The organism is Paenibacillus sp. FSL R10-2199 (assembly GCF_038000235.1).
GTDB classification, from domain to species: Bacteria; Bacillota; Bacilli; order Paenibacillales; family Paenibacillaceae; genus Paenibacillus_AQ; species Paenibacillus_AQ phytohabitans.
The window spans coordinates 2,338,760-2,361,772 of record NZ_JBBOBO010000001.1 but is presented as its reverse complement, the minus strand read 5'-3'; the positions used below and the strand labels follow the sequence as shown (position 1 = coordinate 2,361,772).

The window sequence follows — 23,013 nt, the reverse complement described above, 5'->3', positions numbered from 1 at the left end:
TGGAACTGCGTCCGCCCGCAGCGTGAAGCCGCAAACTTTACCGGTCCGTCACGCCCTTTCGGTCACGCCGGCTTAATCCGGTAAGGCTGCTAACAACCCCAGTGTAATTTATGAAATGGATTCCATAGCAAGCTTTTTTATATGCGAAAATGTGAAAATTTCTATGGTAAAATAAAACCATTCCAATCCTGACTCGGGGGGGCAGCATACGCCATGGCTAATATTAAAGAAATCGCCCGGATTGCCGGAGTTTCCGTAACTACCGTCTCGCGGGTGCTGAATAATCATCCTTATGTCAGCAAAGACAAAAGAGCCGCCGTCCTCGATACGATTGAGCAGTTAAACTACACCCGCAATATGAACGCCGTCCACCTGATTACCGGACGTACCGGTACAGTGGCGGTGATTCTTCCGTATATCAATGCTTTTTATTTCTCGATTATTATGAATGGTCTTGCCCATGAGGCGCTGCTCGCGCAATACCGGCTGATCCTGTGCCAGAGCAATTATTTGCCAGATGAAGAGATTAAAGTGCTGGAGATGCTGCGCAATAAAGAAATCGACGGTGTGGTCATTGTATCGACTGCGCTGAAGCCTGAATTGATTGAGGAGTATACCGCGTACGGTCCGGTTGTAACCTGCCAGGACAGCGGGCAGCGCCGTTATTCCTCTGTATATATTGAGCATTATGCGGCTTTCCGGCAGGGGCTGCAGTATTTGAAGGGCAAAGGGTACCGCACCATCGGCTATTGCGAAGGCAGGCAGAATGGCAGCAGCGCCTCTATCCGGCAGACCGCTTTTCGCGAATTCATTGCTGAGCACAAGCTGGTTTTTCAGGAGGAATGGATGATCTATGACTGCACGACGGAAGAAGACGGAGCGGCCGTGGCACGGTCGCTGCTGGAGATGCCGAAGCGGCCTGAAGCTATGATTATTACCGGAGATCATGTGGCAGCCGGACTGATGATTGAGGCGCGCAAAGCCGGTCTTAGTATCCCCGGAGACCTCGCTGTCATGGGCTTCGATAACCAGCCGATCGGCCGGTTGCTGGAGATCACCACCATAGATAACCACCTGTATGAGATGGGTGCATCCGCCTTCCGTATTATTCATGAGCAGATTAGCTCAGACAACCCTTACCCGGTCTACCGCAAGCTGGATTACCGGATTATTGAGCGGTCCACGGTGTAGAATAAGTAATCTGCGATCACTGCTTGTTTCCTAACCAAACGGTCTATTGCCGGCAGGTACGCGGAATAATTCGTGCTGAGTTAATCCAGCGCTGTCACGAATGCTATAAACTTCAATGTGGCGGAACGTTTAAAAAACATTGCGTATACCAGGCATTCCGCCCGGGTTTACGCTGTTGACTCTGGGACCCGGCAGCAGAGCGAGCTTAGAGTAAGATAGTTAAGTTTTGCCTTCGGCCTGTAAAAAGGCATAATGTTGTACGTAGTGCAACTCCGGTTCATGAATACCCGGGTGTCCGGGAGGAATGTTGTACGGAATACAGGAATTCCCCCGATCTTCTGCTGGAACAAGAGGAATTGCTGCCTTTTCTACAACAATTCTTGAGTTCGGCCGTTTTTAGGAGTAAATTGTTGTATTTCGTGCAGGAATCAAGTAGAAACAGCTATGCTGTCTGTTTAAAGGACGGTACCGTTTCAGGGGAACTTGAAGGATAAGTTATCATATGAAAAAGTATATATTCCTATATACTCAAAAAATTAAACTGCGTCTTCCGCCTGTCGGGAGGCGTTTTTGGTGTTTAAATTGTGCGGGTCAGCATGGATATGATAATTATCACATTTTTATTGACAGGTACTGGATGGAGATTTATGATAGGTCCATCATTGATAACGATTATCATTTACATAAACAAAAGGGGTGTCCAACAGAATGAAGATAGGTTATGCAGTACCCGCGGGTTTGCTTGCGGCTTCCCTCCTGTTTGCCGGCTGTGCAAGCAATGATAACAATAATAATGGCAACAACGGCAATAACAGCAATACCTCCGGGAATAATGCCGCAGCCCAGACGGGCAATGTGTCAACCGGTACACCTGCCGCAACTGCAGATTCAACTGCTGCTGACGCTACGGCGGATTTCACCACGGCCATCGACGAGTACCGGAAATATGTAATTGAACAATGCGACGAATTCGTGAAACAGACCGAAGGCTTCACCAATGCGGTGAAAGCAGGCAAGCTTGAAGACGCCAAGGCGCTGTATGCTCCGGCACGCATGTATTATGAACGGATTGAGCCCATTGCTGAAGCGCTCGGAGATCTGGACCCCAATATTGATGCCCGCGAGAACGATGTTGACGCTGCGGACTGGCGCGGCTTCCATAAGATTGAACAGGCCCTCTGGCAGAACAATACCACAGATGGAATGACTGATGTCGCGGACCGTTTGCTGAAGGATGCGCAGCTGCTGCGCGCCAAGGTGGAAACCGCTGAGATTGACGCCAACCTGCTCGTTACCGGAGCTGTAGAGCTGCTGAATGAAGTATCCTCCTCCAAAGTAACCGGTGAAGAGGAACGTTATTCCCACACGGATTTGTATGATTTTGTCGCCAATGTAGAAGGTGCCCAGAAGATCTATGAGCTGCTGAAACCCGAGCTGGCCAAAAAAGACCCTGCGCTGGAGCAAACGATCGGCGAGCGGTTCACCGCACTGCTGAATGAGCTGGCACCGTTCAAATCCGGTGACGGCTACGTTTCCTACGAAACGCTGAAAGAAGCTGAGGTCCGGACGTTAAGCCAGAATCTGGACGCCTTAGCTGAGCCTCTATCCAACATGGGAACTATTCTGGGAGTGTGACGGTATGAAAAAGAAAGACAGGACTTCCCGGGAAACTCCCGCGACAGAGAGCGTTCTCTCCAAGGATGCTTCTAAAGATCAGCTATTATTCGATAAAAAACTAAGCCGCCGCGATATGCTGCGGCTTACTGGCGCCTCCGGACTCGGCCTGCTGCTCGGCGGCGGCGGGGTAGGCAGCATTCTGGCGGCACGCAAAGCAGCCGGGCAGCCGGGACAGGCACTCTCTTCCCCGCAACACGCGGGAGCGGACATTATTCCATTCTACGGGAATCATCAGGCGGGAATCATTACGCCTGCGCAGAATTTCCTGTGCTTCGCCTCGTTTGATCTGACAACAACCAAGCTCAGCGAGGTCAAAAAACTGCTGGAGGCCTGGACCACCGCCGCTGCTGCCCTTACTGCCGGTACGCTGATCGGCAGCGTGAACGACAATCCCAATCTTCCGCCTGCCGACACCGGCGAGGCCGATGGTCTTACCCCCTCCAAATGTACGCTTACCTTCGGGGCGGGTCCTGCCTTCTTTGACAGCCGGTTCGGACTGGCTGCGAAACGGCCGGCCTCCTTCACCGATCTCCCGGCATTCACGGGAGACAGCCTGGAGCCGCAGTGGTGCGGCGGCGATCTCTGTGTGCAGGCCTGCGCCGACGATCTGCAGGTGGCGTTCCATGCCATCCGCAATCTGGCCCGCATCGCCCGGGGCACAGCCGTGCTGCGCTGGACGCAGGAGGGCTTCCAGCGCACCGGCAGCGCCGACCCGGCAGGCGGCACACCGCGTAATCTGCTCGGCTTCAAGGACGGCACGGGCAATCCCGACGTCAGCGATGACGCCGAGATGCGAAGTGTCGTCTGGAGCGGAAGCGGCGATGGCCCAGCCTGGATGAATGGCGGCACGTATCTCGCGCTGCGCCGTGTTCGCTTTCGTATTGAGGTCTGGGACCGCTCTACCCTCAGCGATCAGGAAGCAACGTTCGGGCGTCACCGGCAGAGCGGCGCTCCGATTGGAGCGCGGGATGAATTCGCCGAGCTCAATCTGGAGGCGGCGGATGCCAGCGGCAAGCCTGTCATTCCGCCGGATTCCCATTCGGCCCTCGCCCATGGGGACGGTTCAGTCAAAATGCTGCGCCGCTCCTACTCCTATTCCAGCGGCATGGATCTCAAAACCGGACAGCTGGATGCAGGGCTGGTCTTCATCAGCTTCCAGAAGGATCTGGTGAAGCAGTTCGTGAGCATTCAGCAGCGCCTCTCGAAGAATGACCGGCTGAATGAATATATGGTCCATACCGGCAGCGCCGTATTTGCCTGCTTCCCCGGAGTACGGGAAGGTGGTTATATTGGGGAGACGCTGCTGGGGTGACGGACAGATATAGCTAAGTCCGGATTCAGCGTGAGGAAATGACGCTGAATTCGGCGCTGGATATATCCGGGTTCGTAAGGCTGCGCAGTGTGACCAGAATCAGCGGGATGAACGATATGGAACGGATGTTCAGGGACAAATAATCCGGAGCAGACTGGAGATTTGAGAACAGGAAAGTGCGTCGCGGAAATTGCGGGATGAACGAGTTGTGGGACGAACGATCAAGAACAAATAATCCGGAGCAGACTGGAGATTAGAGAACAGGATGTGTGACAGGGAAATTGCGGAAAGAAACGGAGTATCGGCGGGATTGAGTAAATGGAGGGGCGGCTGGCAGCTGGCACGGCGGCAAACGGAATCAGGCAAAATGTTGCACTGGGTACAACTCGAATAACTAGTTTCCTGCCTAATTGGACGGATTGTTGTATGAAATACAACAATCGCTTCGTTTACCAGCCTGGAACCGGTGGAATGCTGCATTTCATACAACAATTTTAGTTTAGGGGCGATATTTCAAAAGAAATGTTGTATTTCGTGCAGGATTGTTAGCGGAGAATCAGGTACAACAGTTACTGCCGCTCCGAAGTCCCAATGTTCACTACAGTGACAACCACGCTTCAGACGCAACACTTAAGTCCGCCTTCTATAGAGGAAAGATAATAGCATGCCTATTCGCGAAGGGAATGATCCCGATGATCATAACGGTTAAAATCAGTCCATGGCGGCAGATCCGGGCAGCGCTGCTGCTGATCTGCCTGCTTCTGCTGCTGCCCGGCGCGCCGGCTTCTGCGTCAGGCGCGCCGCTCGATGAGCTGCTGCCGCCTGTAGGCAGCGCGCTGGTAGAGTCCGGCCAGAGCCGCTGGGATGCGGCGGCGGCCGATGTGGAATCGTTCGCGGCGCTGTGGCGCAGCGCGAACGAAGGCACGCCGGACCCGGCACTCGCCGGTCCGGCAGCTGAAGTCGACGCCGCGCTGGCAGCCGCGGCGCAGGCCCTTGCGGCCGGCGGCGGAGCGCCCGCCAAGGCCGCCTTGTCCACGCTCGCCAGAAGCGTGGACGCGTACATCACCGCCGCCGCAGACGGGGGCGGCGGTGACTCAGGCGCCGCCGGGCGCGCAGCGGCGGCGAAGCTGCTGCCCGCGGCGGAGCGCACGCGGGATGCGGCGCGCAGCGCCGACTGGACGGCGGCGGCGGAAGCCTACCGCGCCGTCGTGAACGGCTGGACGCCGGCGGAGCGCGGCATCCGGGGGGACAATCCCGCCGTCTACGGCCTGCTGGAGACGAAGATGAGCCTGCTGCGCATTGCGCTGCAGGCTGAGCCGCTCCGCGAAGAAGCCGCGCTGGCGGAAGCCGAGGCGCTGGTTGCGCTGCTGTCCGGCTACAGCGAGGGCAAGGCGGTCGATACGGGTAGTGCGCCAGCAGAACCGGCCTCTATTGAAGGGCTGATCAGCTACCTGAACAAAGCTGCAGCCTCCGCCGAAGCCGGAGACAGTCCGGCAGCAGCCGCGGTAATGGAGCAGTTCATCACAGCTTGGCCGTCGGCAGAAGGCGCCGTGCAGATTGCCTCGCCCAAAGTCTATGCCAATATCGAGAATGAGAGCACCGCCGTCACCGGCTACCTGCTCTCCGATCCTCCAAAGCTTGCCGGGGCACTGGAGATCCTGGACAATATGCTCGCCGAGCTGACTCCGCTGGCCGGAGAACAGACGTATACTGCGTGGGATGCGGCACTCATTCTGCTGCGTGAGGGGCTCGAAGCGATTCTTGTGCTCGCCGCTCTGCTCGCTTATCTGCGCAGAGAAGCAGAACCCGCGGCCCGGCGCTGGGTCTGGTCCGGGGCTGCGGTGGGGCTGGCCGGAAGCATCGGCATCGCCGTGTTGCTAACCTATACCATCTCGCAGGTAGCCTCTGGAGGAGCACGTGAGCTGATCGAAGGCATTGCCGGTCTGGTCGCCGTGGTCATGATGCTCACCATCGGCCGCTGGCTGCATGGTAAATCCAGTACGGCCGCCTGGAATAAGTATGTGGACCGCCAGATGCAGGGTGCGCTTGCCAAAGGCAATCTATGGTACCTGTTCTTCATCGCTGCGCTGGCAATCCTGCGCGAAGGAGCGGAAACAACTATCTTCTATGCAGGCATGGCTCCTGCTATCGCTACTTCCCAGTTGCTGCTCGGGATTGGCGGCGCACTTGCAGTACTGATCGTTCTCGGCTACGCAATCATTGCACTGAGCGCCAGACTGCCGATTGCCGCCTTCTTCCGCACCGCCACAGTGCTGATCTATTATCTCGTGTTCCGCTTCCTTGGTGAGAGCATCCACGCGCTCCAGGTAGCCGGCAAAATACCGGCACATGCGGAGAGCAGCCTCCCATCCATCGGCTGGCTCGGCCTGTATCCGACCTGGGAGACCTTTGTGCCGCAAATACTCATTCTCGCTTTCATCCTCTGGGAGCTGCTGCGCGGCAGACAAGCTTCCCGCAGAATGCGCACACCAAACCGGTTAACCAAATAAACACACTAACATACAGCTGTCATCAGCGTGAGTGACCTCAAACACGCAGATGGCAGCTTCTATTTTGCCAGCGCCATATTCATTGTCCCCCTCTACTCCCTGCTCCCTACTCACCGCTCACTGCTCTCCAGCTTCTACCCGCCGCCTTCTGTTCTCTCTTCTCTATTTTCTGCCCTTTGCTTCCTATTATCTGTTCTGCCCTCTCCTTTAACCTTTATTTCTTACCCCAGCTTCTCCTTTCTGCCCTTTGTTGTCTGTTCTCTGCTTTCCAACGCCTGCTCTCTGTCCCCTGCCACGCTCTGCTTCTTCCTTTTGCCCTTCCTATGATGCCATTGTTAGCTCAAATGCGCTTTCAGCCTCTCCCTGACTGTTACACCCAGCCTGCTAAGGAGAATTAAGTGGAAAAACGTCACCTAATAATGGAAGAAATCCTGTTTACAGTATCACAGTTGGAAAAACAACACTTATTTTTACTCAAATAGCAAACGACGACGATATGGATAGAATTAAGTAACATAAATCCACTTAAAACCCATCAAAAAGCAGAATAGGACTGGTTTAAATGACGAAAATCCAACTAATTCCCCGGCGGACGGACGTATCCCAGCAGATGCTTTATCGGCACATTTCCAGCTGGCCCCCCCTCCGGAGGGCCGTTCCCCAACAAGCGCATCTTCGCCGGACAAATCTCCAGCAGATGGGTTCCATCAGACGCGTCTATAGCAGGCGCGTCTACGGCAGGTGCATTTCCAGCAGCTCCCTCCGGCGGACACGTTCCCCAACAAGCGCATCTTCGGCGGACATATCTCCGGAGGGCCGTTCCCCCATACGCATTTCCAGCAATCACATCACTGGCAGACACGTCCCCGACAGACACACCCTCCCAATCGCATCACCAGCCGCAGCCGGTACGGTACATCCCGCATCGCATCCATGTTCCGGCAGGCGGCCCCCAATAAGCACCTTCCCAGCTATCACGCTTCCAGCTGGCATGTCTCCCGCGCACTTAGGGCAAACTCACTATTGCATCCTTGGGCGATTTGTTTTATTCTGAGTATGAAAATAATTTTCTTTATTATCAGTATTTTAGTTAAAATAATTTCAGGAAATATTTTAAATTTACCGCTTATCCATTCCACAAAACACAGAAATCAGCGTCAACATAAGTACAAACAAACTACACGATTAAAAAGAAAAGAAAGAAAAGAAAGAAAAGAAGGTGAGTACTTGTCTCCAATCCTGCATGCCCTGGAGCATGACAAGCCCAAGCTGTCGCAAATGGAACGCAAGCTGGCGGAGCGCATATTGGCTTCTCCGGGAGAAATTGTCCACATGGGGATTACGGATCTGGCCGAAGAGTGCGGCATCAGCCCGGCAACCATTACGCGGTTCTGCAAGGTGCTGCATTTCAAAGGGTTCCCTGATTTCAAAGTCAAGCTGGCGGCTGAGCTCGCCCATAGCGATGCTTCGCCGCAGGATGGCGGCTCCTCTTACCAGGATATCGTGGCCGGCAATCCGCTGCCGTTCATTGTGGAGGCGATGCAGGCCAATCATCTGGCCTCCATCCGGGATACTACCTCGCTGCTTGATCTCGGACGGCTGCAGAGCGTGATCGATCTGCTCTGCCGGGCACGGCGGGTCGATCTGTACGGGATGGCGACCTCATCCATTGTCGCCCAGGATTTCTACCAGAAGCTGATCCGCATCGGCGTGAACTGCACGGCTTTTGCCGATTCGCATATGCAGATTACTTCCGCTTCCTCGCTCGCGGCCGGTGATGTCGCGTTTGCGGTCTCTTATTCGGGTGAAACCCCGGAGACGATCGATGCGTTAACCTGTGCTGCGGCAAGCGGCGCGGCCACTGTCTCATTAACCTCATACGGAAGCAGCACACTGGCAACGCTTGCCGATATCCCGCTGTTCTCTTCCTCGCTGGAGCAGGGTATGCGGCGCGGCGACATGGCTTCAAGAATTGCCCAGCTGCATATTATCGATATTCTGTTCACCGGCATGGTCAGCACCCGGTTTGGGGATTTCATTCCCAAGCTGGAGCAATCTTATCTGAATGTACAACACTACCGTCATAAACGGGGAGGACAATCTTAATGAATATTTTGAAATTCCAGAACGAAGAAGATTTCGCAGTAACCGGGGCGAACCTGATTGCCAGCCTGCTGCAGAGCAATCCCAAGGCCGTGCTGGGTCTGGCTACCGGAAGCTCTCCGGTCGGCGTGTACGAGAAGCTGGTGGAAATGCACCGCAAGGGCATCGTCAGCTTCGCCAAAGCCTCTTCCTATAACCTTGATGAATACGTTGGTCTGCCCGTAGATCATCCGCAGAGCTACCGCAGCTTCATGAATGAGCATCTGTTCAATCATATCGATATTGACCTGGCCCGTACCCATGTCCCTAACGGAAATGCTCCAGATCTGGATGCGGAATGCCTGGCTTATGACCGGATGCTGGAGGATAACGGTCCTGTGGACCTGCAGATTCTCGGCATCGGCAGCAACGGCCACATCGGCTTCAATGAGCCGGATGCCAGCCTCAGCAGCGGTACGCATGTCGTTGACCTGCTGGAGGAAACACTGGAAGCGAATGCCCGTTTCTTCGAGAAGCTGGAGGATGTGCCGCGGCAGGCCGTAACGATGGGTATCGGCGGTATTCTCAAGGCCAAGCAGATTGTACTGCTGGTACGCGGAGAAGAGAAGGCGGAAGCGGTAAAAAATGCGCTGGAGGGTCCAATTACTACCCAATGCCCCGCCTCGCTGCTGCAGAGTCATCCGAATGTAGTGGTCCTGCTTGATAAAGGAGCAGCAAAATGGCTGAAATAAACGTTTCATCCGGTGAACTGCTGTACGGCAAAGTACTTACGCCTGACGGTGTCATCCAAAAGGGCGTAATCGCCGTTGCTGAAGGCCTGATCCAATATGCCGGGGAGGCCGCCTGGCTACCGGCAGCCTATGCTAACTGGCAGACGGGGACTTCACCTGAACCGGAAGGACTGCTAATTCCCGGATTTGTTGATGTGCATGTGCATGGGGGAGCCGGTCATGACTTCATGTACAGCGATGCGGATGCACTAGACACCATTACACGCTTCCATGCTTCTCAGGGCACAACATCTATGCTGGCTACAACTATGACTGCCGCCAAGGATGATATTGACCGCGTGCTGTCTGAAGTGAATGCTTATCGTTCCGCTGAAGGCGGCATGCCTTATGCCCAGCTGGCAGGCGTACATCTCGAAGGGCCGTTCATCAGCCCGAAATGGCCCGGAGCACAGAATCCCGGGCATATTGTTCCGGCCAATACGTTATGGCTGGAGGAATGGGAAGCCAGGTATCCGGGGATGATCCGCCAGGTTACACTGGCCCCGGAACGCGAAGGCGCTCTGGAAGCTATCCAGTGGCTGCGGAAGCATGGAATTACGGCAGCGCTCGGCCATACGGATGCCACGTTCGAAGAGGTTATTGCCGCTGCAGATGCCGGCTTAAATCAGGCTGTGCACATGTTCAATGCCATGACGCCGCTGCATCACCGCAAGCCGGGAACCGCAGGTGCTGTCCTGTTCGATCCGCGCATCCGCGCGGAGGTGATTGCCGACGGCATTCATGTTCATCCGGCAGCGATCAGCATTATCGCCCAGCTTAAGAACGAGCATAACCTGCTGCTGATCACAGACGCCATGTCGGCGACCGGACTCAGCGACGGGGAATACGCCATCGGCGATTTGCCCGTTATTGTCAACGGCGGGATTGCCACGCTGAAGGAGCATCCCGAGTCTCTCGCCGGCAGTACACTGACCATGATCCGCGGCTTCCGTTATCTGGTTCAGGAGATCGGCCTCAGCCTGCCGGAGGCCTCACAGGCAGCCAGCCTTACCCCTGCGGTGTCACTTGGCATGCAGCGGTCTATCGGCTCGCTGGAGGCAGGCAAACGCGGCGATATCCTGCTGCTGGATGATGGGCTGAATCTGCGCGGAGTATGGATTGGCGGACGCAAGCTGGAGGCTGAAATCGGGTAAACTGCGAGCTGTCTGCTGCCCTGATCCATTCTATATATGTATAAGCAAGCCAAGCAGCCATTCGGCCCGGATTCGGAGCGGTGGCTGCTTGGCTGTTTGTGTAATCTTGTACTGTGCCCTCATGCTGAATAAGCATCATATTCCTCTGGAATACTAGCCTAATTGAGACAGGGCGGCTTACTTCATGCTCAATACCCGCTGCGCGTAGGGAAAATCCGTTCGACCATCGTACGGAATTCATTCGCAAAGCCTTTAAGCGGATGCCCTGCACGGAATTCCTGCGCATAATAATCTGCCCGCTCGACGAAATCGGGGTTGGCCGAGACATACACATTCTTAAGGTCTGTCTTCCCCTTTTTAACTTCTGCGGCGATCTTATCCTTCATCTCCTGGGTAAGCGTGTCCTTATCCGTTATCGCGGTTCCGTTACCCGGGGCTACACTGCGGATTCCGATGTTATTGCCCATGCTTTCATCGATGTCGCGTTTCATATGACGTCCATCGACCATATTACTGCGGGACATAATACCGTTGTTGCCGTTCCCGGGATAATTATCCGGATTTGCAACGCCCGTACCGCCTACAGTACCCGTGCCTGTCATGCTTCCCGGAATTCCGGCAATGGAACCTCCTGTTCCCGTCATGCCCAGATTACCGGCTACGGTTCCTCTGCCGGTACGCACACTGTTGTCCATTCCACCCATTCCGGCACCTATCCCTGTTTCCAGTCCGCCTGCCGGTCTGCCCGTACCGTTCAGCATTCCGGAAGTACCGCTGCCGCTTGTACTGCCATAGCTGTACGACTGGATTCCCCGGGTGCTCTTGGCATGGACTCCTCCGGACGCCTCTTCCAGCATTACGGCTACATAGGCGCTTTTGCCTACCAGCATTACGTTGGCTGAACGGACTTCCGGCATGGCCGCCACACGATTCGCCAGTTCCTCACTCATCTCCATACTGTCGAAGGAATTCGCACGCATTCCGTTCTGCGCAGAGTTGACGTGAATACGTCCGTCCGTCCCCCTTACACTTTTTGTTTCCACCGTATTGTCCGTTGCAGAGTTATTCGCACCGCATCCTGTAATACTCACCGCGCCCAGCAGCAGCGCAGCAGAAACCGTTAAACCGAATTTCGACCGTAACATCCGTTCATCCCCCGTCATAAGAATAGTTAATTGCAGCGTAACAAGCTTTAGCATGGCCTCTGCCCTGCCAAGCTATCCTGAAAGGATTTGGCACATCGCCCTTTAACCGTCACGCGTAAGTGAAACTTGGCGTATCTTATAAACAGCAGACTGTGTTTCTCCGCAAGGTTAATGTCAGGAGGGGTGATCTTGAAGGTTTTATTCACGTTTTATGTACCAAGCGGCGGGGTAGAGACACTTAACAAGCTGCGGTGTGAGAGTCTTCAGAAAAGCGGCATCGAATGCCATGTGCTCTACCTCATGCCGGGGTCCGGAAGCCACAACCAGACAAACTTCCCGGTGTTTATCACTTCCGTGGATGCAGAGATCAAAGCGGTGCTGGATACGCATAATTATGATGCCATTATTGTAACTTCAGACTATTTACTGCTGGAACGTCTGCGCCGGTTGGGGTATGGCCGTATTCTGATATATGAATCTCAGGGACTTGGCAAGCGCAGTGATGCAAGGAATCTGATTATTGATTCTGTACCTTTTCTCCGCTCCTACTGCAATGCCGTGCTGATTCCCCCCACAGATCATTTACTGGAGCTGTTTATCGAGATCTGTCCCTGGCTGCACCGTTATGTCATTCCCAACATTGTGGATGTGCAGTCCTTCCAGCATATCCCCGGTGAACCGCCCTGCGATCCGGTCATCGCCTGGGTAGGACGGCTGGAAACCAATAAGAACTGGAGTGAATATCTGAAGATTGCCCATCAGATCCGGCTCCACAAGCCTGATCTTCATCTCTGGATGTTCCATGATCCCGATCTCGCTGCAGATGACCAGAAGGAGCAATTTAACAGAGAGCTGCAATCCCTGGGCCTGAAAGACCGCCTCAGTGTGTTCACCAACATTCCGAATCATATTATGCCGGTATATTACTCATCCATCGCCGGTTCCGGGGGATTCCTGCTGTCAAGCTCTATCACAGAGGGCTTCGGGTATGCTGTAGCTGAGGCCATCTGCTGTACCTGTCCTGTACTTAGCACCGATTCTGACGGGGTCAGATCGTTTATTACCCACAACATTACGGGTAAATTTTACCCGATCGGAAATTTGGAAGCGGCTGTAAACGAAGGGCTTGAGCTAATGAACAACATTCCGCTGCGTGAAGCGATCCGCCAGCAGGGCCGGCAGCATATGGTATCCCGTTTTGGATTCGAGCAATATGCCCACTCCTTCCGTGAAATGATGAATTCCTTCTCGATCTTCTGAAAATAACGTAAAAAAGAACCCTCAACCCCGTACAGCTTCCGGGTTTTGAAGGTTCTTTTAGGTTATACGCCCTGTTTGGATACAATCTCAAACAGCTCAGTCTGAAAGATCTGCATGCTTCTTTCCCAGGTGAAACGCCCCGAATCCAACTCTCCTCTCGCGGCTAGACGCTGACGGAGCTCTTTATTGTAAACAAGTGCAGAGACATCCTCGGCCAACCGGTTCTCGTAACGGTACGACATCAGGCAGTTATGCCCGTGTACACAGTATTCGAGATTGCCCCCGGAATATACGGTGACCAGCGCGGCACCGCAGCGCATAGCTTCCAGCCCCGGCAATGAGCCGGTGTCATAGGTGCTGGAGCTGACAAAAATGTCGCTCTCATTATAATGATACGACAGCTCAGAATCATTACCCGGAGTACGTATTTGAAACCGTCCATCCCCAAGCATCGCTTGCAGCGTTTCGGAGGAAGCATATTCCGACGGTGGCGTGATAATATATATCTCCACTTCAGGATGCCGCTGTTTCACTATGTCCAGCTGCTGAAGCAGATAATCCTGTTCCCGGTGGCCTGAGAACCCGCCCTCGGGACGGCGCATAATGGCCGAGACGACAATCTTATTCCCGCCTCTGCCGCGTAAATGGGTATTAGTGAAATCAGGGTTTAGACCAATCGGAACAATTCTGCCCTTAATGCCATGATTAATCCGTACGATCTCCTGCTGCCAGCGTGAGAGTACAAGCAGGTTGCGGGTGATATTATAAGAGGCGAACGACAGATTATTATTGGGTAAAAAAGTCGGCTCATAGCATAGGGCCAGCCGGATATGCAGCCCCTTGCCCTGTTTACTGGCCCGCTCTGCAACCGGCACCGTTGTATAATAGTTGGAGATGATCACATCCCCGTATGGAAAATCATCTTCGGTCAGCACCGTTGCCGGTGCAGTGATAATGGGGCATTTCATTTCATATTCCACAATGCCGTGACTGGGTAAAAGAACAACCACCTCATGGCCGATTTCCGCCAGACGGTTAGCCAGCTCGGCCAGCATCCGTTGCGCACCGCCTCTGGACAACGTCAGAATCGGGAATGTCAGTCTCATTTCCCTCTCTCCTTTCTCAGCAGCTGCGTCAGAATGCCTTGATGCCTGCTCTGCACCAGAGCAATCTCCCGGTTCTGCGCTTCACTGTGTATGACAGAGCCCATCTCTTTGTGCACACGGTAATCCAGCAGCGGCTCCTCGATATAGGACCATTCATAATACGGCAGGATACGCAGCCACAGATCATAATCCTGTGTATACAGGAATTTCTCGTTAAACCGTCCTACCTTATTGAAAATCTCCATGTCGAGCAGAACCGAGCTGCCGTTCACCGGACAGCCCGACATCATGGTCTCAATGAGATCACCCCTGTTATGAAACGGCATGCTGATGACTCCCGAGAACCGCTCTCCGAGCTCATTAATATAGTAATAGGCCGTATGGCTGAAGGAGGTTCCAGAGCTGCGGATGGCTTCCATTTGCCTTTTGATTTTATCCGGGTGGAACAGGTCATCAGCACTTAACCAGGCAAAATAAGCTCCGCTGGCCGCCTTGATTCCCATGTTGAGCGCCGAGGCGGTACCGCCGTTGGTTTTGCGGATATACACAATATTGTCCTTGTACGCCTCAAGCTTCTCCATATAGCGTGTAGAACCGTCATCGACAACGATCAGCTCAATGTCCGGGTAGCTCTGAGCCAGCACACTCTTCACCGCCAAATCCACATAAGGGCAATTGTAGAAGGGAATCACCACCGAAACCTTGGTTTTTGGAATCATGCGCTCACCTCCTTCCCGATTCAATTTATACTGTTTTGCAGGCCAGCAAAGCATCCAGCGGCGCATGATCCTCGCCAAACGCTTCACGGAATGAAGGATTCTCCGCATGATGGAAGCCTTTCAGTACAGTTACAGCGTAGCCCAGCTTCAGGAAATCCTCAGGCTCCCAGCCGCTCCAGTGCTTCTGGTAATACTCTCCGTGCAGGTTGAAATGATCCTTTCCCTCCTGCGGGAAGAACCCCCGCGGCGTGAATACGACTACCCGGTTCGAAGCAATGATCTCCGCTTTCCGCAGCAGCTCCGTGCCTTCTCTCATCGAGAAATGCTCCAGGGAATCAATCAGTGTAACCGCAGAGAATGTTCCCGGCAGAAACAGCTTATCAATATGGCTGGCATCGGCATGAACCGGAATGATATGCGGGGATTTGTATTTGCGGTGCAGCAGATAAGGTCTGTGGATATCCAGCCCCAGCACAACAGCCGCTTCATATCGTTCCAGCAGCGTACCGGTACCGCTGCCGATATCCAGGATACTCTCGGAGAATTTCAGCTGCTCCAGCAGGACCGGCAGGAAGTCTTTCACTTCTATTTCCCGGTACATATGCTTTCCCTCCTAAAAGTTGTGATAACATCAACTTCCTGAATTCTCTTCGCAAAACTCAATTCGGAAGCATGGGCTTAATTAGTTGCACCCGCTTCTTATTTTTACTCCTGCTTAGCCGCCCATGGAAGCGATCAGGCTGCTCAGCGGGGCATGATAGCGGGCATTGGTCGCTGCGGCTTCAGCCATAATGACATCATAATGTTTGATCGTCCCCATGCCGTCATGCCGGCGGTAGGCCGTTAAAGACTGATTGAGCATAATAGGAGGGTATCCGTTCAGAATCGCCCGGTACCACAAATCATAATCATGAGTGTACGGAAGAGCTTCATTGAACAGGCCGATGGCTCCGAATATCTCCCGCTTGAACATCACGGTGCAGCCGTTGATGGGATTGCCCTGCAGGAAACAGCGTAAGTAGTCCAGCTGGTTATGAAACACTGCCGCTGCGTTCAGCTGGGTCAGCTGCGAATCCCCGTTAATGAAGTTGAAATTGGTGTATGTGATCAGCAAACGGTTCTGCTCCATGAACAGAACCTGGTTGTTGATCTTGTCACGATAGAACATATCATCCGAGCTAAGCCAGACTACATAATCCCCTGTAGAATGGGCAATACCGTGATTCAGTGCGGAGGCAGTACCACCATTGGCTTTGCCCAGGTAGTGAATATGCGGCAAATATGGGGTAATGCGCTCTGCATGCATGAATGATCCGTCATCAACCACGATAATCTCATAAGGCTGCCAGGATTGAGCCAAGGCGCTTTGCAGCGCCTGCTCAATATAAGGGCAATTATAAAAGGGAATGATTACCGATACTCTGGGCTTCATCATATTCTTCCTTCCTTGCCGGCCCTTGTATAGCCGATAATATCCGCAAGTGACCGGTCCAGACCGATCCCCGGCTTCCAGCCGAGAACGGCGGCATTGTCCTCAGGTTCTTCCTGCAGTACTTCTCTATCAGCAGATGCAGAGGAAGGCTGCACTGGAACGGCAGATGCTGGGGAAGCAGCAGATGCAGACGAAGGCTTCGCCGGAACGGCAGATGCTGGGGAAGCAGCAGATGCAGACGAAGGCTTCGCCGGAACGGCAGATGCTGGGGAAGCAGCAGCCTGACCTTCCTCCGCATGCTGCGGTCCCCAGTCCATCTCCACCGGAGCCGCTGCATGGGCCAGCAGCTTCCCGGCAATCTCCCCAAGCTCCCGCTGCGCCCCGGAGTCAATCCGGTAGATCTTGCCGGTCTCTCCTTGATCCAGAATATAGCCATAGGCTCTAACGGCATCACGCACATCCAGAAAGTCGCGCTGCACATGCCGCGAGGAGATCCGGAATGCGGCGGGTGGAGCTTCTCCCCTGCCGGCCGCAGCTTCACTGCGCACAATATGCTGCGCCAGTAAGGAACAGAAGCCGGTGGACGGTCCGGGACCAATCAGATTGGAGGGCTCCGCCATCAGAACAGGCTGTTTGAACAGCGTCCCCCAGGCCAGCGACACCAGTTCCTCCAGCGTCTTGCTGAGACTGTAGGGATGTGGCGGGCCTGCCGCGGAATCCGGTCTGTACTTAAGGCGGGAGCCGGCCACCAGGATACGGCTGGCCGGCTGGAAACGCAGCGCCTCAAGCAAATACAATGTAGCCATTACATTAGTCTCCATATAGAGCAGCGGGTCTTGCCAGGACTCTGGAACCGAGTTCTTGCCTGCCAGGTGCAGCACCTGATCCGGCATGACCTCTCCAATCATCCCGGCGACAGCCTTACGGTCGCCGAGATCACAGATATATTGCTGAACGCCTGCCGGGAAGACGGAAGCTTCCGCTGCGCAGCGGCGTACCACAGCGGTCACTTCAGCTCCCTCAGCCGCAAAATAAGCTACGGCATGCCTGCCGGTAAAGCCGGCGGCTCCGGTTATCAGCAGCCTCCGGCCCTTCATGTCGGCATCTCTGAGCCGTGCATAAAGTCAGCCAGCTCCGCAAGCATCTCGGGATAGGACGGTAATTCGAAGTTCACGTCGCTTCTGGTGCTGATCAGCGTCCGGTCCTGCACATGGACCCGTTCGGGGATGATCTTGACATCCTCCTTATGAAACGCCGACTGCATCATCTGCAGCAGTTCATATTTGCTCACCGGCCGGGGATGGGCCAGATGGATCAGCCCGGACAGATCAGAGTCCAGCAGGGAACTGATCACTTTGGCCAGCTCCAGTGTGGTGACTCCGTTCCACATCACACGTTCATAGCCGGTTACCCGGCCCTTCTGGGCCAGGAACCATTCCATGAGCCCGATGCCGCCGGAGCGGATTTCGGGACCAATAATGGAGGTGCGGATCGTCAGGTGGCCGGGGTCACGCACTTCTCCAAGGCTTTTGGTGATGGCATAAACGGATGTGCCGTCAGTGGCATCCTCTTCTGTGTACCCGCCGCGCGTTCCTTCGAACACGCAGTCGGTACTGATGTGGATGAGCCGGGCATGGACGCTGTCCGCTGCCCGCCGCAGACGGTGGGGAAGGAATCCGTTGACATGGTAAGCACCGATTACGTCACGTTCGGCGAATTGATTCAGTACACCCATTGCATTAATCATGCAATGGGGAGAGACGATTTCGACCAGTTTCTCTACGCCGGCAATATCATCGGCATCCACATACAGCCCGCCAAGATCGTTCTTATCCCGGGTTGTATGGAAGACGTGATGCTTGCCCTGGCGGCGAAAAAAATCCGCCAGCATGTGACCCGCCATACCGTTTCCGCCGAGGATAAGCAGCTTCACTTGAGGAACCCTCCCCGGATCAGAATGTCCTTGATCTCTGCCTGATCCATCAGATTGTTCTCCGAGCTGAAGCTGTTGAAGGACACATGCGGGTATTCGCGGTAGTGCTCCTTCAGCTCCGGCATATCCAGGGTAGGAAGAATAACCAGATACTGCTCATCGTAGACAACGGTAGTTAAGCTCTCGAAATCACTCATGAGAATCTCATGGATTTTTTCACCCGGGCGGATTCCAGCCTCGATCATGCTGACATCTCTTCTGCCCGAAGCTTCGATCAGTACCTCGGCCAAGTCCACGATCCGGCAGGTTGGCATGGTCATGACGAAGATCTCGCCGCCGATGCTGACCTCAGAGGCTTTGAACAGCAGCGTGATGGCATCGCGCAGGGTGAAGAAGAAGCGGGTCATATTCATATCTGTGATCCGCACCTGTCCCTTGTCCTTGATCTGCTTCATGAACAAGTGGACGACACTGCCGTTCGTCCCCAGAACATTGCCGCCGCGCACTGTTACAAAACGGGTGCCTGAACCGATCAGGTTGGCGTATACGAACAGCTTCTCGCCGATCGCTTTGGTCATGCCGTAGAAGTTCGACGGATTGGCTGCTTTGTCGGTGGAGATGTAAATCGCTTTTTCCACATTGTTGGCAATCGCTGCTTCGATCACATTCTGCGTGCCGACCACATTGGTCTTCAGCGCCTCATACGGCTGGTCTTCGCACACAGGAACATGCTTGAGCGCCGCCAGATGGAACACATAATCCACTCCGCGGCATGCAGCCACGAGGGCATCCTTGTCACGGATATCGCCGATGACGAAGCTGAGGCGCTTATCCTCAAATTCACGGCTCATGGCTACCTGTGCAGACTCGCTGCGGGAGAATACGATGATTTCATTGGGATGCTGCGGCAGCAGTTGCCGGATAAGCTCATGCCCCCAGGAACCGGTACCGCCTGTAACCAGAATCCGTTTATTATTGAACATGCAGGTTCCCTCCAAGCAGAAATTTAACTACTTTAACCGAGACATCGGGGGTCAGGTACCCCTCCGGCGCCTCCCAAGCAGGCTTAAGTGACGTCATCAGCCGGGTACAGCGCAGAATGCTGTTCTGCTCTACGCCGGACACTACATTACTTCCGCAATCGACCGTCTCCGGACGTTCTGTGGTCCGGCGGATAGTCACTGTCGGCACCCCCATCAGGCAGCATTCCTCTTGAACGGTGCCGCTGTCCGTAATGGCGCACAGGGCATAACGCTCCAGATGGACAAAATCAAAAAATCCGAAGGGCTCATGGAATTCTACCAGCGGGTTCATAGTCAGCGGGAACTGCTCCGTAAGCTTGGAGCGTGTACGGGGATGGATGCTGCAGATCAGGCGGAGTCCATAATGTTCAGCCACAAGGTTAAGTCCCGACATAATCTGGAGCAGGGATTCAGGTTCATCGACATTCTCGGCCCGGTGGGCAGTCACCAGCAGATACCGGCCTGCTTCAAGGCTCAGCCGGGACAGAATATCGCTGGACCCGATTTGCTCCTCATAATGCGTAATCACCTCATGGATCGGATTGCCGGTTAACACGATACGCTGGCTGGGAAATCCTTCGCTGAGCAGATGTCTTTTACTCTGCTGGGTATAAGGCATATTTATGGTCGAGACGGCATCTATGACACGGCGGTTTTTCTCCTCCGGCACTTTCAAATCGTAACAGCGGTTGCCTGCTTCCATGTGTACGACAGGAATACCCATCCGCTCGGCAAGGATTGCACACAGCGCACTGTTCGTGTCACCCAGCAGGAGAATCCGGTCCGGCTTCTCCTGATGCAGGATGCTCTCCAGGCTCCCGAACATGGCGGCCAGCTGGCCCCCGAGTCCGGCCTGCTTATCCTGCAGCACATAGTCCGGTGCGCGGAGTCCCAGCTCGGCGAAGAATATCCCGCTGAGGCTGGCCGTGAAATTCTGTCCCGTATGCACCAGCACATGCCGCTCCGCATGCTCATCGAGCAGCGGAATGATGACACTGAGGCGGATGATCTCGGGCCGTGTGCCCAAAATCGTCATGATCTTCATGGGTTCACTCCCCTTTGATTATGGCCTGCCCTTAAGGAGGGGCAGGCGGTTCTGTCAGAGCTGGCAGCCGGTCCGGCGCAGCGGCGGTGAAGGACTGGCTGCCATGAGCGGTGGAATCAGGGGTAGTTGTGCCCCTGATTCTGGTGATTCCGCCGGGTGAAGCGGATTCAGGGGCATTTGTGCCCCTGATTGGCGCGATTCCGCCGGGTGGAGCGGATTCAGAGGCATTTGTGCTCCTGATTGGCGCGATTCCGGCGGGGGCGGCGAATTCAGGGGCACTTGTGCTCCTGATTGGCGCGATTCCGCCGGGTGGGGCAAATTCAGGGGCATTTGTGCCCCTGATTGGTGCGATTCCGGCGGGTGGCGGCGGATTTAGAGGGAGTTATCCCTCTATTTAGCGCGATTCCGGCGGGTGGAGCGGATTCAGAGGGATTTATCCCTCTAATTAGCGCGATTCTGGCGGGCACAGCGGATTCAGAGGGATTTATCCCTCTAATTAGCGCGATTCCGCCGGGTAGTGCGGATTTAGAGGGATTTATCCCTCTAATTAGCGCGATTACGCCTGGTGGAGCAGATTTAGAGGGATTTATCCCTCTAATTAGCGCGATTCCGCCGGGTAGTGCGGATTCAGAGGGATTTATCCCTCTATTTAGCGCGATGCCGGCGGGTAGTGCGGATTCAGAGGGATTTATCCCTCTAATTAGCGCGATGCCGGCGGGGGCGGCAGATTTAGAGGGATTTATCCCTCTAATTAGCGCGATTACGCCTGGTGGAGCAGATTTAGAGGGATTTATCCCTCTAATTAGCGCGATTCCGCCGGGTAGTGCGGATTTAGAGGGATTTATCCCTCTAATTAGCGCGATTCCGGCGGGGCGGCGGATTTAGAGGGAGTTATCCCTCTATTTAGCGCGATTCCGCCGGGGGCGGCGGATTTAGAGGGATTTATCCCTCTATTTAGCGCGATTCCGGCGGGGGCGGCGGATTTAGAGGGATTTATCCCTCTGAGGGATGCGATGCCGGCGGCGGCTGGCGCAGCGCCGGCAAAGTGCCGGTCCGCGGACTCCCTGCGGACCTCAGCCCGCCTTGCGCCGCCGTCTTCCCCGGCGGCGCGCATGGCCCGCGCGGCGGTGCTTGCCGCCGCCGCTGGCCTTCCGGCGCGCGGAGCCTGCCGCGCGCTTCTTACGGCGCGGGCGCGTTCCCGCCGCGCGCGCCCGGGCCTTGGCGCGGCGCAGCCTGCCGCGCCGGACTTCGCGCCCCGCAGCCGTGCGGCGCGGCGCGAGGGGCGTACCCGCGGCGCCTCTGCCGCGGGGGCATCTTCCCCGCCCGCCGGCGAAGCTGCGGGCGGGGCTTCTTCGGCGCCGCTGACTTGCGGCGGCGCGAGGCAGTAGCGGAGATGCCACCTCTCCGCTAAGCCGTACAGGCGGGCGCGGTAAGCCGCCGGGCCGTAGACGGCCTCGATGCGTTCCCGCGCCAGGCTGCCAATGGCCGCCGCCATAGCCGGAGCGGCCAGCAGCGTGTTCACCCGCTCGGCCAGCGCACCGATGTTGGCCGCAGGCACAAGCAGCTCACCGCAGCCCGCAGCGTTCAGAATCTCCCGCAAGCCGCCGGAATCATAAGCGACTACCGGCTTGCCGAAGGCATAGCCTTCCAGTGCCGTCATGCCGAAGCCTTCACGGATCAGGCTGGGAACGACCAGCAGATCCATGGCGCAGTAGGCTGCGGGCAGACATTCTTCATAGCCGACAAATCTGAACCGGGAGGTTAACCCCTCCAGCTTCACTTTGCGGACACAGCGTTCATAGTAGCTTTTGTCTCCAGGGGAACCCACTACAATGTAGCGGGCTGCCGGATGCTGCTCATGCACAAGGACAGCCATTTTGACGAAATGCTCCAGACCTTTTTCTTTATTAATGAAGGAAGAGACATAACCGATCAGCGGTTCCTCCGGCGCTACCTTCAGTTCACTCCGCCGTTCTCCCCGGAGCTTGCTCCAGGCTTCAAACATCATTTCCGTTTCATTCCAGGACGGGGGGAGCTGGGTCACCTTGCCTTCACGGATATCCTCGGGGAAGCAAGCCGCAGCCGTCTGCGAGATGGCCAGAATCTCATCGCTGTTGTTATGGATCAGCTCCACGCTGATCGGAGTGAATTCGTTATCCGTAATGGTCTCGGAGATCTTCCACACCACCGGAATGCCCAGTGATTTCGCTGCCATCGGCGGCAGAGCGTGCACACAGGTACTGGAAATAATGAACGACGGGCGCACACCAGCAAGCCAGTTACTCAGTTCCTGGTACTCCCGGCTCTCCTGAAGCTTGCGGATGTCTGCCGGAAGGCCTGCGTATGGAGTGTACATTCCATAGACAAGCGGAATAGATAACAGCTGGACATTGATTCCGTAGCTCCGAGCCAGGCGCGTCAGCTTCCCGTCCTGCGGGGCTACGAGAATACAATTAAAGTAAGGAGACAGCTCCCGGCTGAAGAACAACAGCAGCTTCTCCGCACCCGTAATACTGCGTGTATTGGAAACATGGGAAAAGAGGACGATTGTAGCTTTGTCGGCCATGGTGTCTCGGCGCTCCCCCGCGAGGGGCTGTGGAGCAGCCATTCACCTCCCTAAAAGTTTTACGAAGC

General features: G+C 55.2%; 19 protein-coding genes. 9 read left to right on the top strand and 10 right to left on the bottom strand.

The window, feature by feature from the left end; translation table 11 throughout:
* Positions 1 to 213 precede the first annotated feature (213 nt).
* The 7 genes from NYE33_RS10440 to nagA all read left to right on the top strand — a co-directional run bounded on the left by NYE33_RS10440 (position 214) and on the right by nagA (position 10,717).
* Entirely contained in the window at positions 214 to 1,191 is a 978-nt protein-coding gene (locus NYE33_RS10440; protein ID WP_341065663.1) for a LacI family DNA-binding transcriptional regulator, read from the top strand.
* A gap of 708 nt (positions 1,192 to 1,899) precedes the next feature.
* Positions 1,900 to 2,826, top strand: coding sequence for an iron uptake system protein EfeO (gene efeO / locus NYE33_RS10435; RefSeq protein ID WP_336103856.1), 927 nt, complete (start codon positions 1,900 to 1,902; stop codon positions 2,824 to 2,826).
* A gap of 4 nt (positions 2,827 to 2,830) precedes the next feature.
* Positions 2,831 to 4,180, top strand: coding sequence for an iron uptake transporter deferrochelatase/peroxidase subunit (gene efeB / locus NYE33_RS10430; protein ID WP_341065662.1), 1,350 nt, complete (start codon positions 2,831 to 2,833; stop codon positions 4,178 to 4,180).
* A gap of 692 nt (positions 4,181 to 4,872) precedes the next feature.
* A complete protein-coding gene (locus tag NYE33_RS10425) occupies positions 4,873 to 6,690 on the top strand; it encodes an FTR1 family iron permease (protein WP_341065661.1) in 1,818 nt (605 codons plus the stop codon).
* Positions 6,691 to 7,917: 1,227 nt separating this feature from the next.
* Positions 7,918 to 8,796 carry a MurR/RpiR family transcriptional regulator gene (locus NYE33_RS10420; RefSeq protein ID WP_042217199.1) on the top strand — a complete coding sequence of 293 codons (879 nt, stop codon included), beginning with the start codon at positions 7,918 to 7,920 and terminating at the stop codon, positions 8,794 to 8,796.
* Entirely contained in the window at positions 8,796 to 9,524 is a 729-nt protein-coding gene (nagB, locus tag NYE33_RS10415; RefSeq protein WP_341065659.1) for a glucosamine-6-phosphate deaminase, read from the top strand. The genes NYE33_RS10420 and nagB overlap by 1 nt, the downstream gene beginning before the upstream one ends.
* The gene (gene nagA, locus NYE33_RS10410) at positions 9,512 to 10,717 is read left to right on the top strand and encodes an N-acetylglucosamine-6-phosphate deacetylase (RefSeq protein ID WP_341065657.1); all 1,206 of its coding nucleotides are present in this window, start codon (positions 9,512 to 9,514) and stop codon (positions 10,715 to 10,717) included. The genes nagB and nagA overlap by 13 nt, the downstream gene beginning before the upstream one ends.
* Before the next feature lie 188 nt (positions 10,718 to 10,905).
* Here nagA and NYE33_RS10405 read toward each other — a convergent pair whose 3' ends face one another.
* Entirely contained in the window at positions 10,906 to 11,862 is a 957-nt protein-coding gene (locus tag NYE33_RS10405; protein WP_341065655.1) for a YhcN/YlaJ family sporulation lipoprotein, read from the bottom strand.
* Between the two features lie 183 nt (positions 11,863 to 12,045).
* Between NYE33_RS10405 and NYE33_RS10400 the strand changes: the two genes are divergently transcribed.
* The gene (locus tag NYE33_RS10400; protein WP_305954227.1) at positions 12,046 to 13,122 is read left to right on the top strand and encodes a glycosyltransferase family 4 protein; all 1,077 of its coding nucleotides are present in this window, start codon (positions 12,046 to 12,048) and stop codon (positions 13,120 to 13,122) included.
* Positions 13,123 to 13,184: 62 nt separating this feature from the next.
* Here NYE33_RS10400 and NYE33_RS10395 read toward each other — a convergent pair whose 3' ends face one another.
* The 8 genes from NYE33_RS10395 to wecB form a co-directional block, all read right to left on the bottom strand.
* On the bottom strand, positions 13,185 to 14,228 hold the full coding sequence (locus tag NYE33_RS10395; RefSeq protein ID WP_042139746.1) for a glycosyltransferase family 4 protein: 1,044 nt from the start codon (positions 14,226 to 14,228) through the stop codon (positions 13,185 to 13,187).
* A complete protein-coding gene (locus NYE33_RS10390; RefSeq protein WP_042139747.1) occupies positions 14,225 to 14,947 on the bottom strand; it encodes a glycosyltransferase family 2 protein in 723 nt (240 codons plus the stop codon). The genes NYE33_RS10395 and NYE33_RS10390 overlap by 4 nt, the downstream gene beginning before the upstream one ends.
* 25 nt (positions 14,948 to 14,972) lie before the next feature.
* The gene (locus tag NYE33_RS10385) at positions 14,973 to 15,548 is read right to left on the bottom strand and encodes a class I SAM-dependent methyltransferase (protein WP_042139748.1); all 576 of its coding nucleotides are present in this window, start codon (positions 15,546 to 15,548) and stop codon (positions 14,973 to 14,975) included.
* 114 nt (positions 15,549 to 15,662) lie between these two features.
* Positions 15,663 to 16,379: a glycosyltransferase family 2 protein gene (locus NYE33_RS10380; RefSeq protein ID WP_042141602.1), complete on the bottom strand. Its 717-nt coding sequence runs from the start codon at positions 16,377 to 16,379 to the stop codon at positions 15,663 to 15,665.
* Positions 16,379 to 17,476, bottom strand: coding sequence for an NAD-dependent epimerase/dehydratase family protein (locus NYE33_RS10375; protein WP_341065653.1), 1,098 nt, complete (start codon positions 17,474 to 17,476; stop codon positions 16,379 to 16,381). The genes NYE33_RS10380 and NYE33_RS10375 overlap by 1 nt, the downstream gene beginning before the upstream one ends.
* Entirely contained in the window at positions 17,473 to 18,312 is an 840-nt protein-coding gene (locus NYE33_RS10370) for a dTDP-4-dehydrorhamnose reductase family protein (protein WP_042139750.1), read from the bottom strand. The genes NYE33_RS10375 and NYE33_RS10370 overlap by 4 nt, the downstream gene beginning before the upstream one ends.
* Positions 18,309 to 19,295 (bottom strand): polysaccharide biosynthesis protein, encoded by a 987-nt coding sequence (locus tag NYE33_RS10365; RefSeq protein WP_341065652.1) that lies wholly within the window; start codon positions 19,293 to 19,295, stop codon positions 18,309 to 18,311. Before NYE33_RS10365 ends, NYE33_RS10370 begins: the two co-directional genes overlap by 4 nt.
* Complete coding sequence (gene wecB / locus NYE33_RS10360) at positions 19,285 to 20,379, bottom strand: non-hydrolyzing UDP-N-acetylglucosamine 2-epimerase (protein WP_341065651.1); 1,095 nt, start codon at positions 20,377 to 20,379, stop codon at positions 19,285 to 19,287. The genes NYE33_RS10365 and wecB overlap by 11 nt, the downstream gene beginning before the upstream one ends.
* A gap of 110 nt (positions 20,380 to 20,489) precedes the next feature.
* Between wecB and NYE33_RS10355 the strand changes: the two genes are divergently transcribed.
* On the top strand, positions 20,490 to 20,777 hold the full coding sequence (locus NYE33_RS10355; RefSeq protein WP_341065649.1) for a hypothetical protein: 288 nt from the start codon (positions 20,490 to 20,492) through the stop codon (positions 20,775 to 20,777).
* A 455-nt stretch (positions 20,778 to 21,232) separates the two neighbouring features.
* On the opposite strand, the gene NYE33_RS10350 is transcribed toward NYE33_RS10355, so the two are convergent.
* Complete coding sequence (locus NYE33_RS10350; RefSeq protein ID WP_341065648.1) at positions 21,233 to 22,945, bottom strand: glycosyltransferase; 1,713 nt, start codon at positions 22,943 to 22,945, stop codon at positions 21,233 to 21,235.
* Positions 22,946 to 23,013 lie beyond the last annotated feature (68 nt).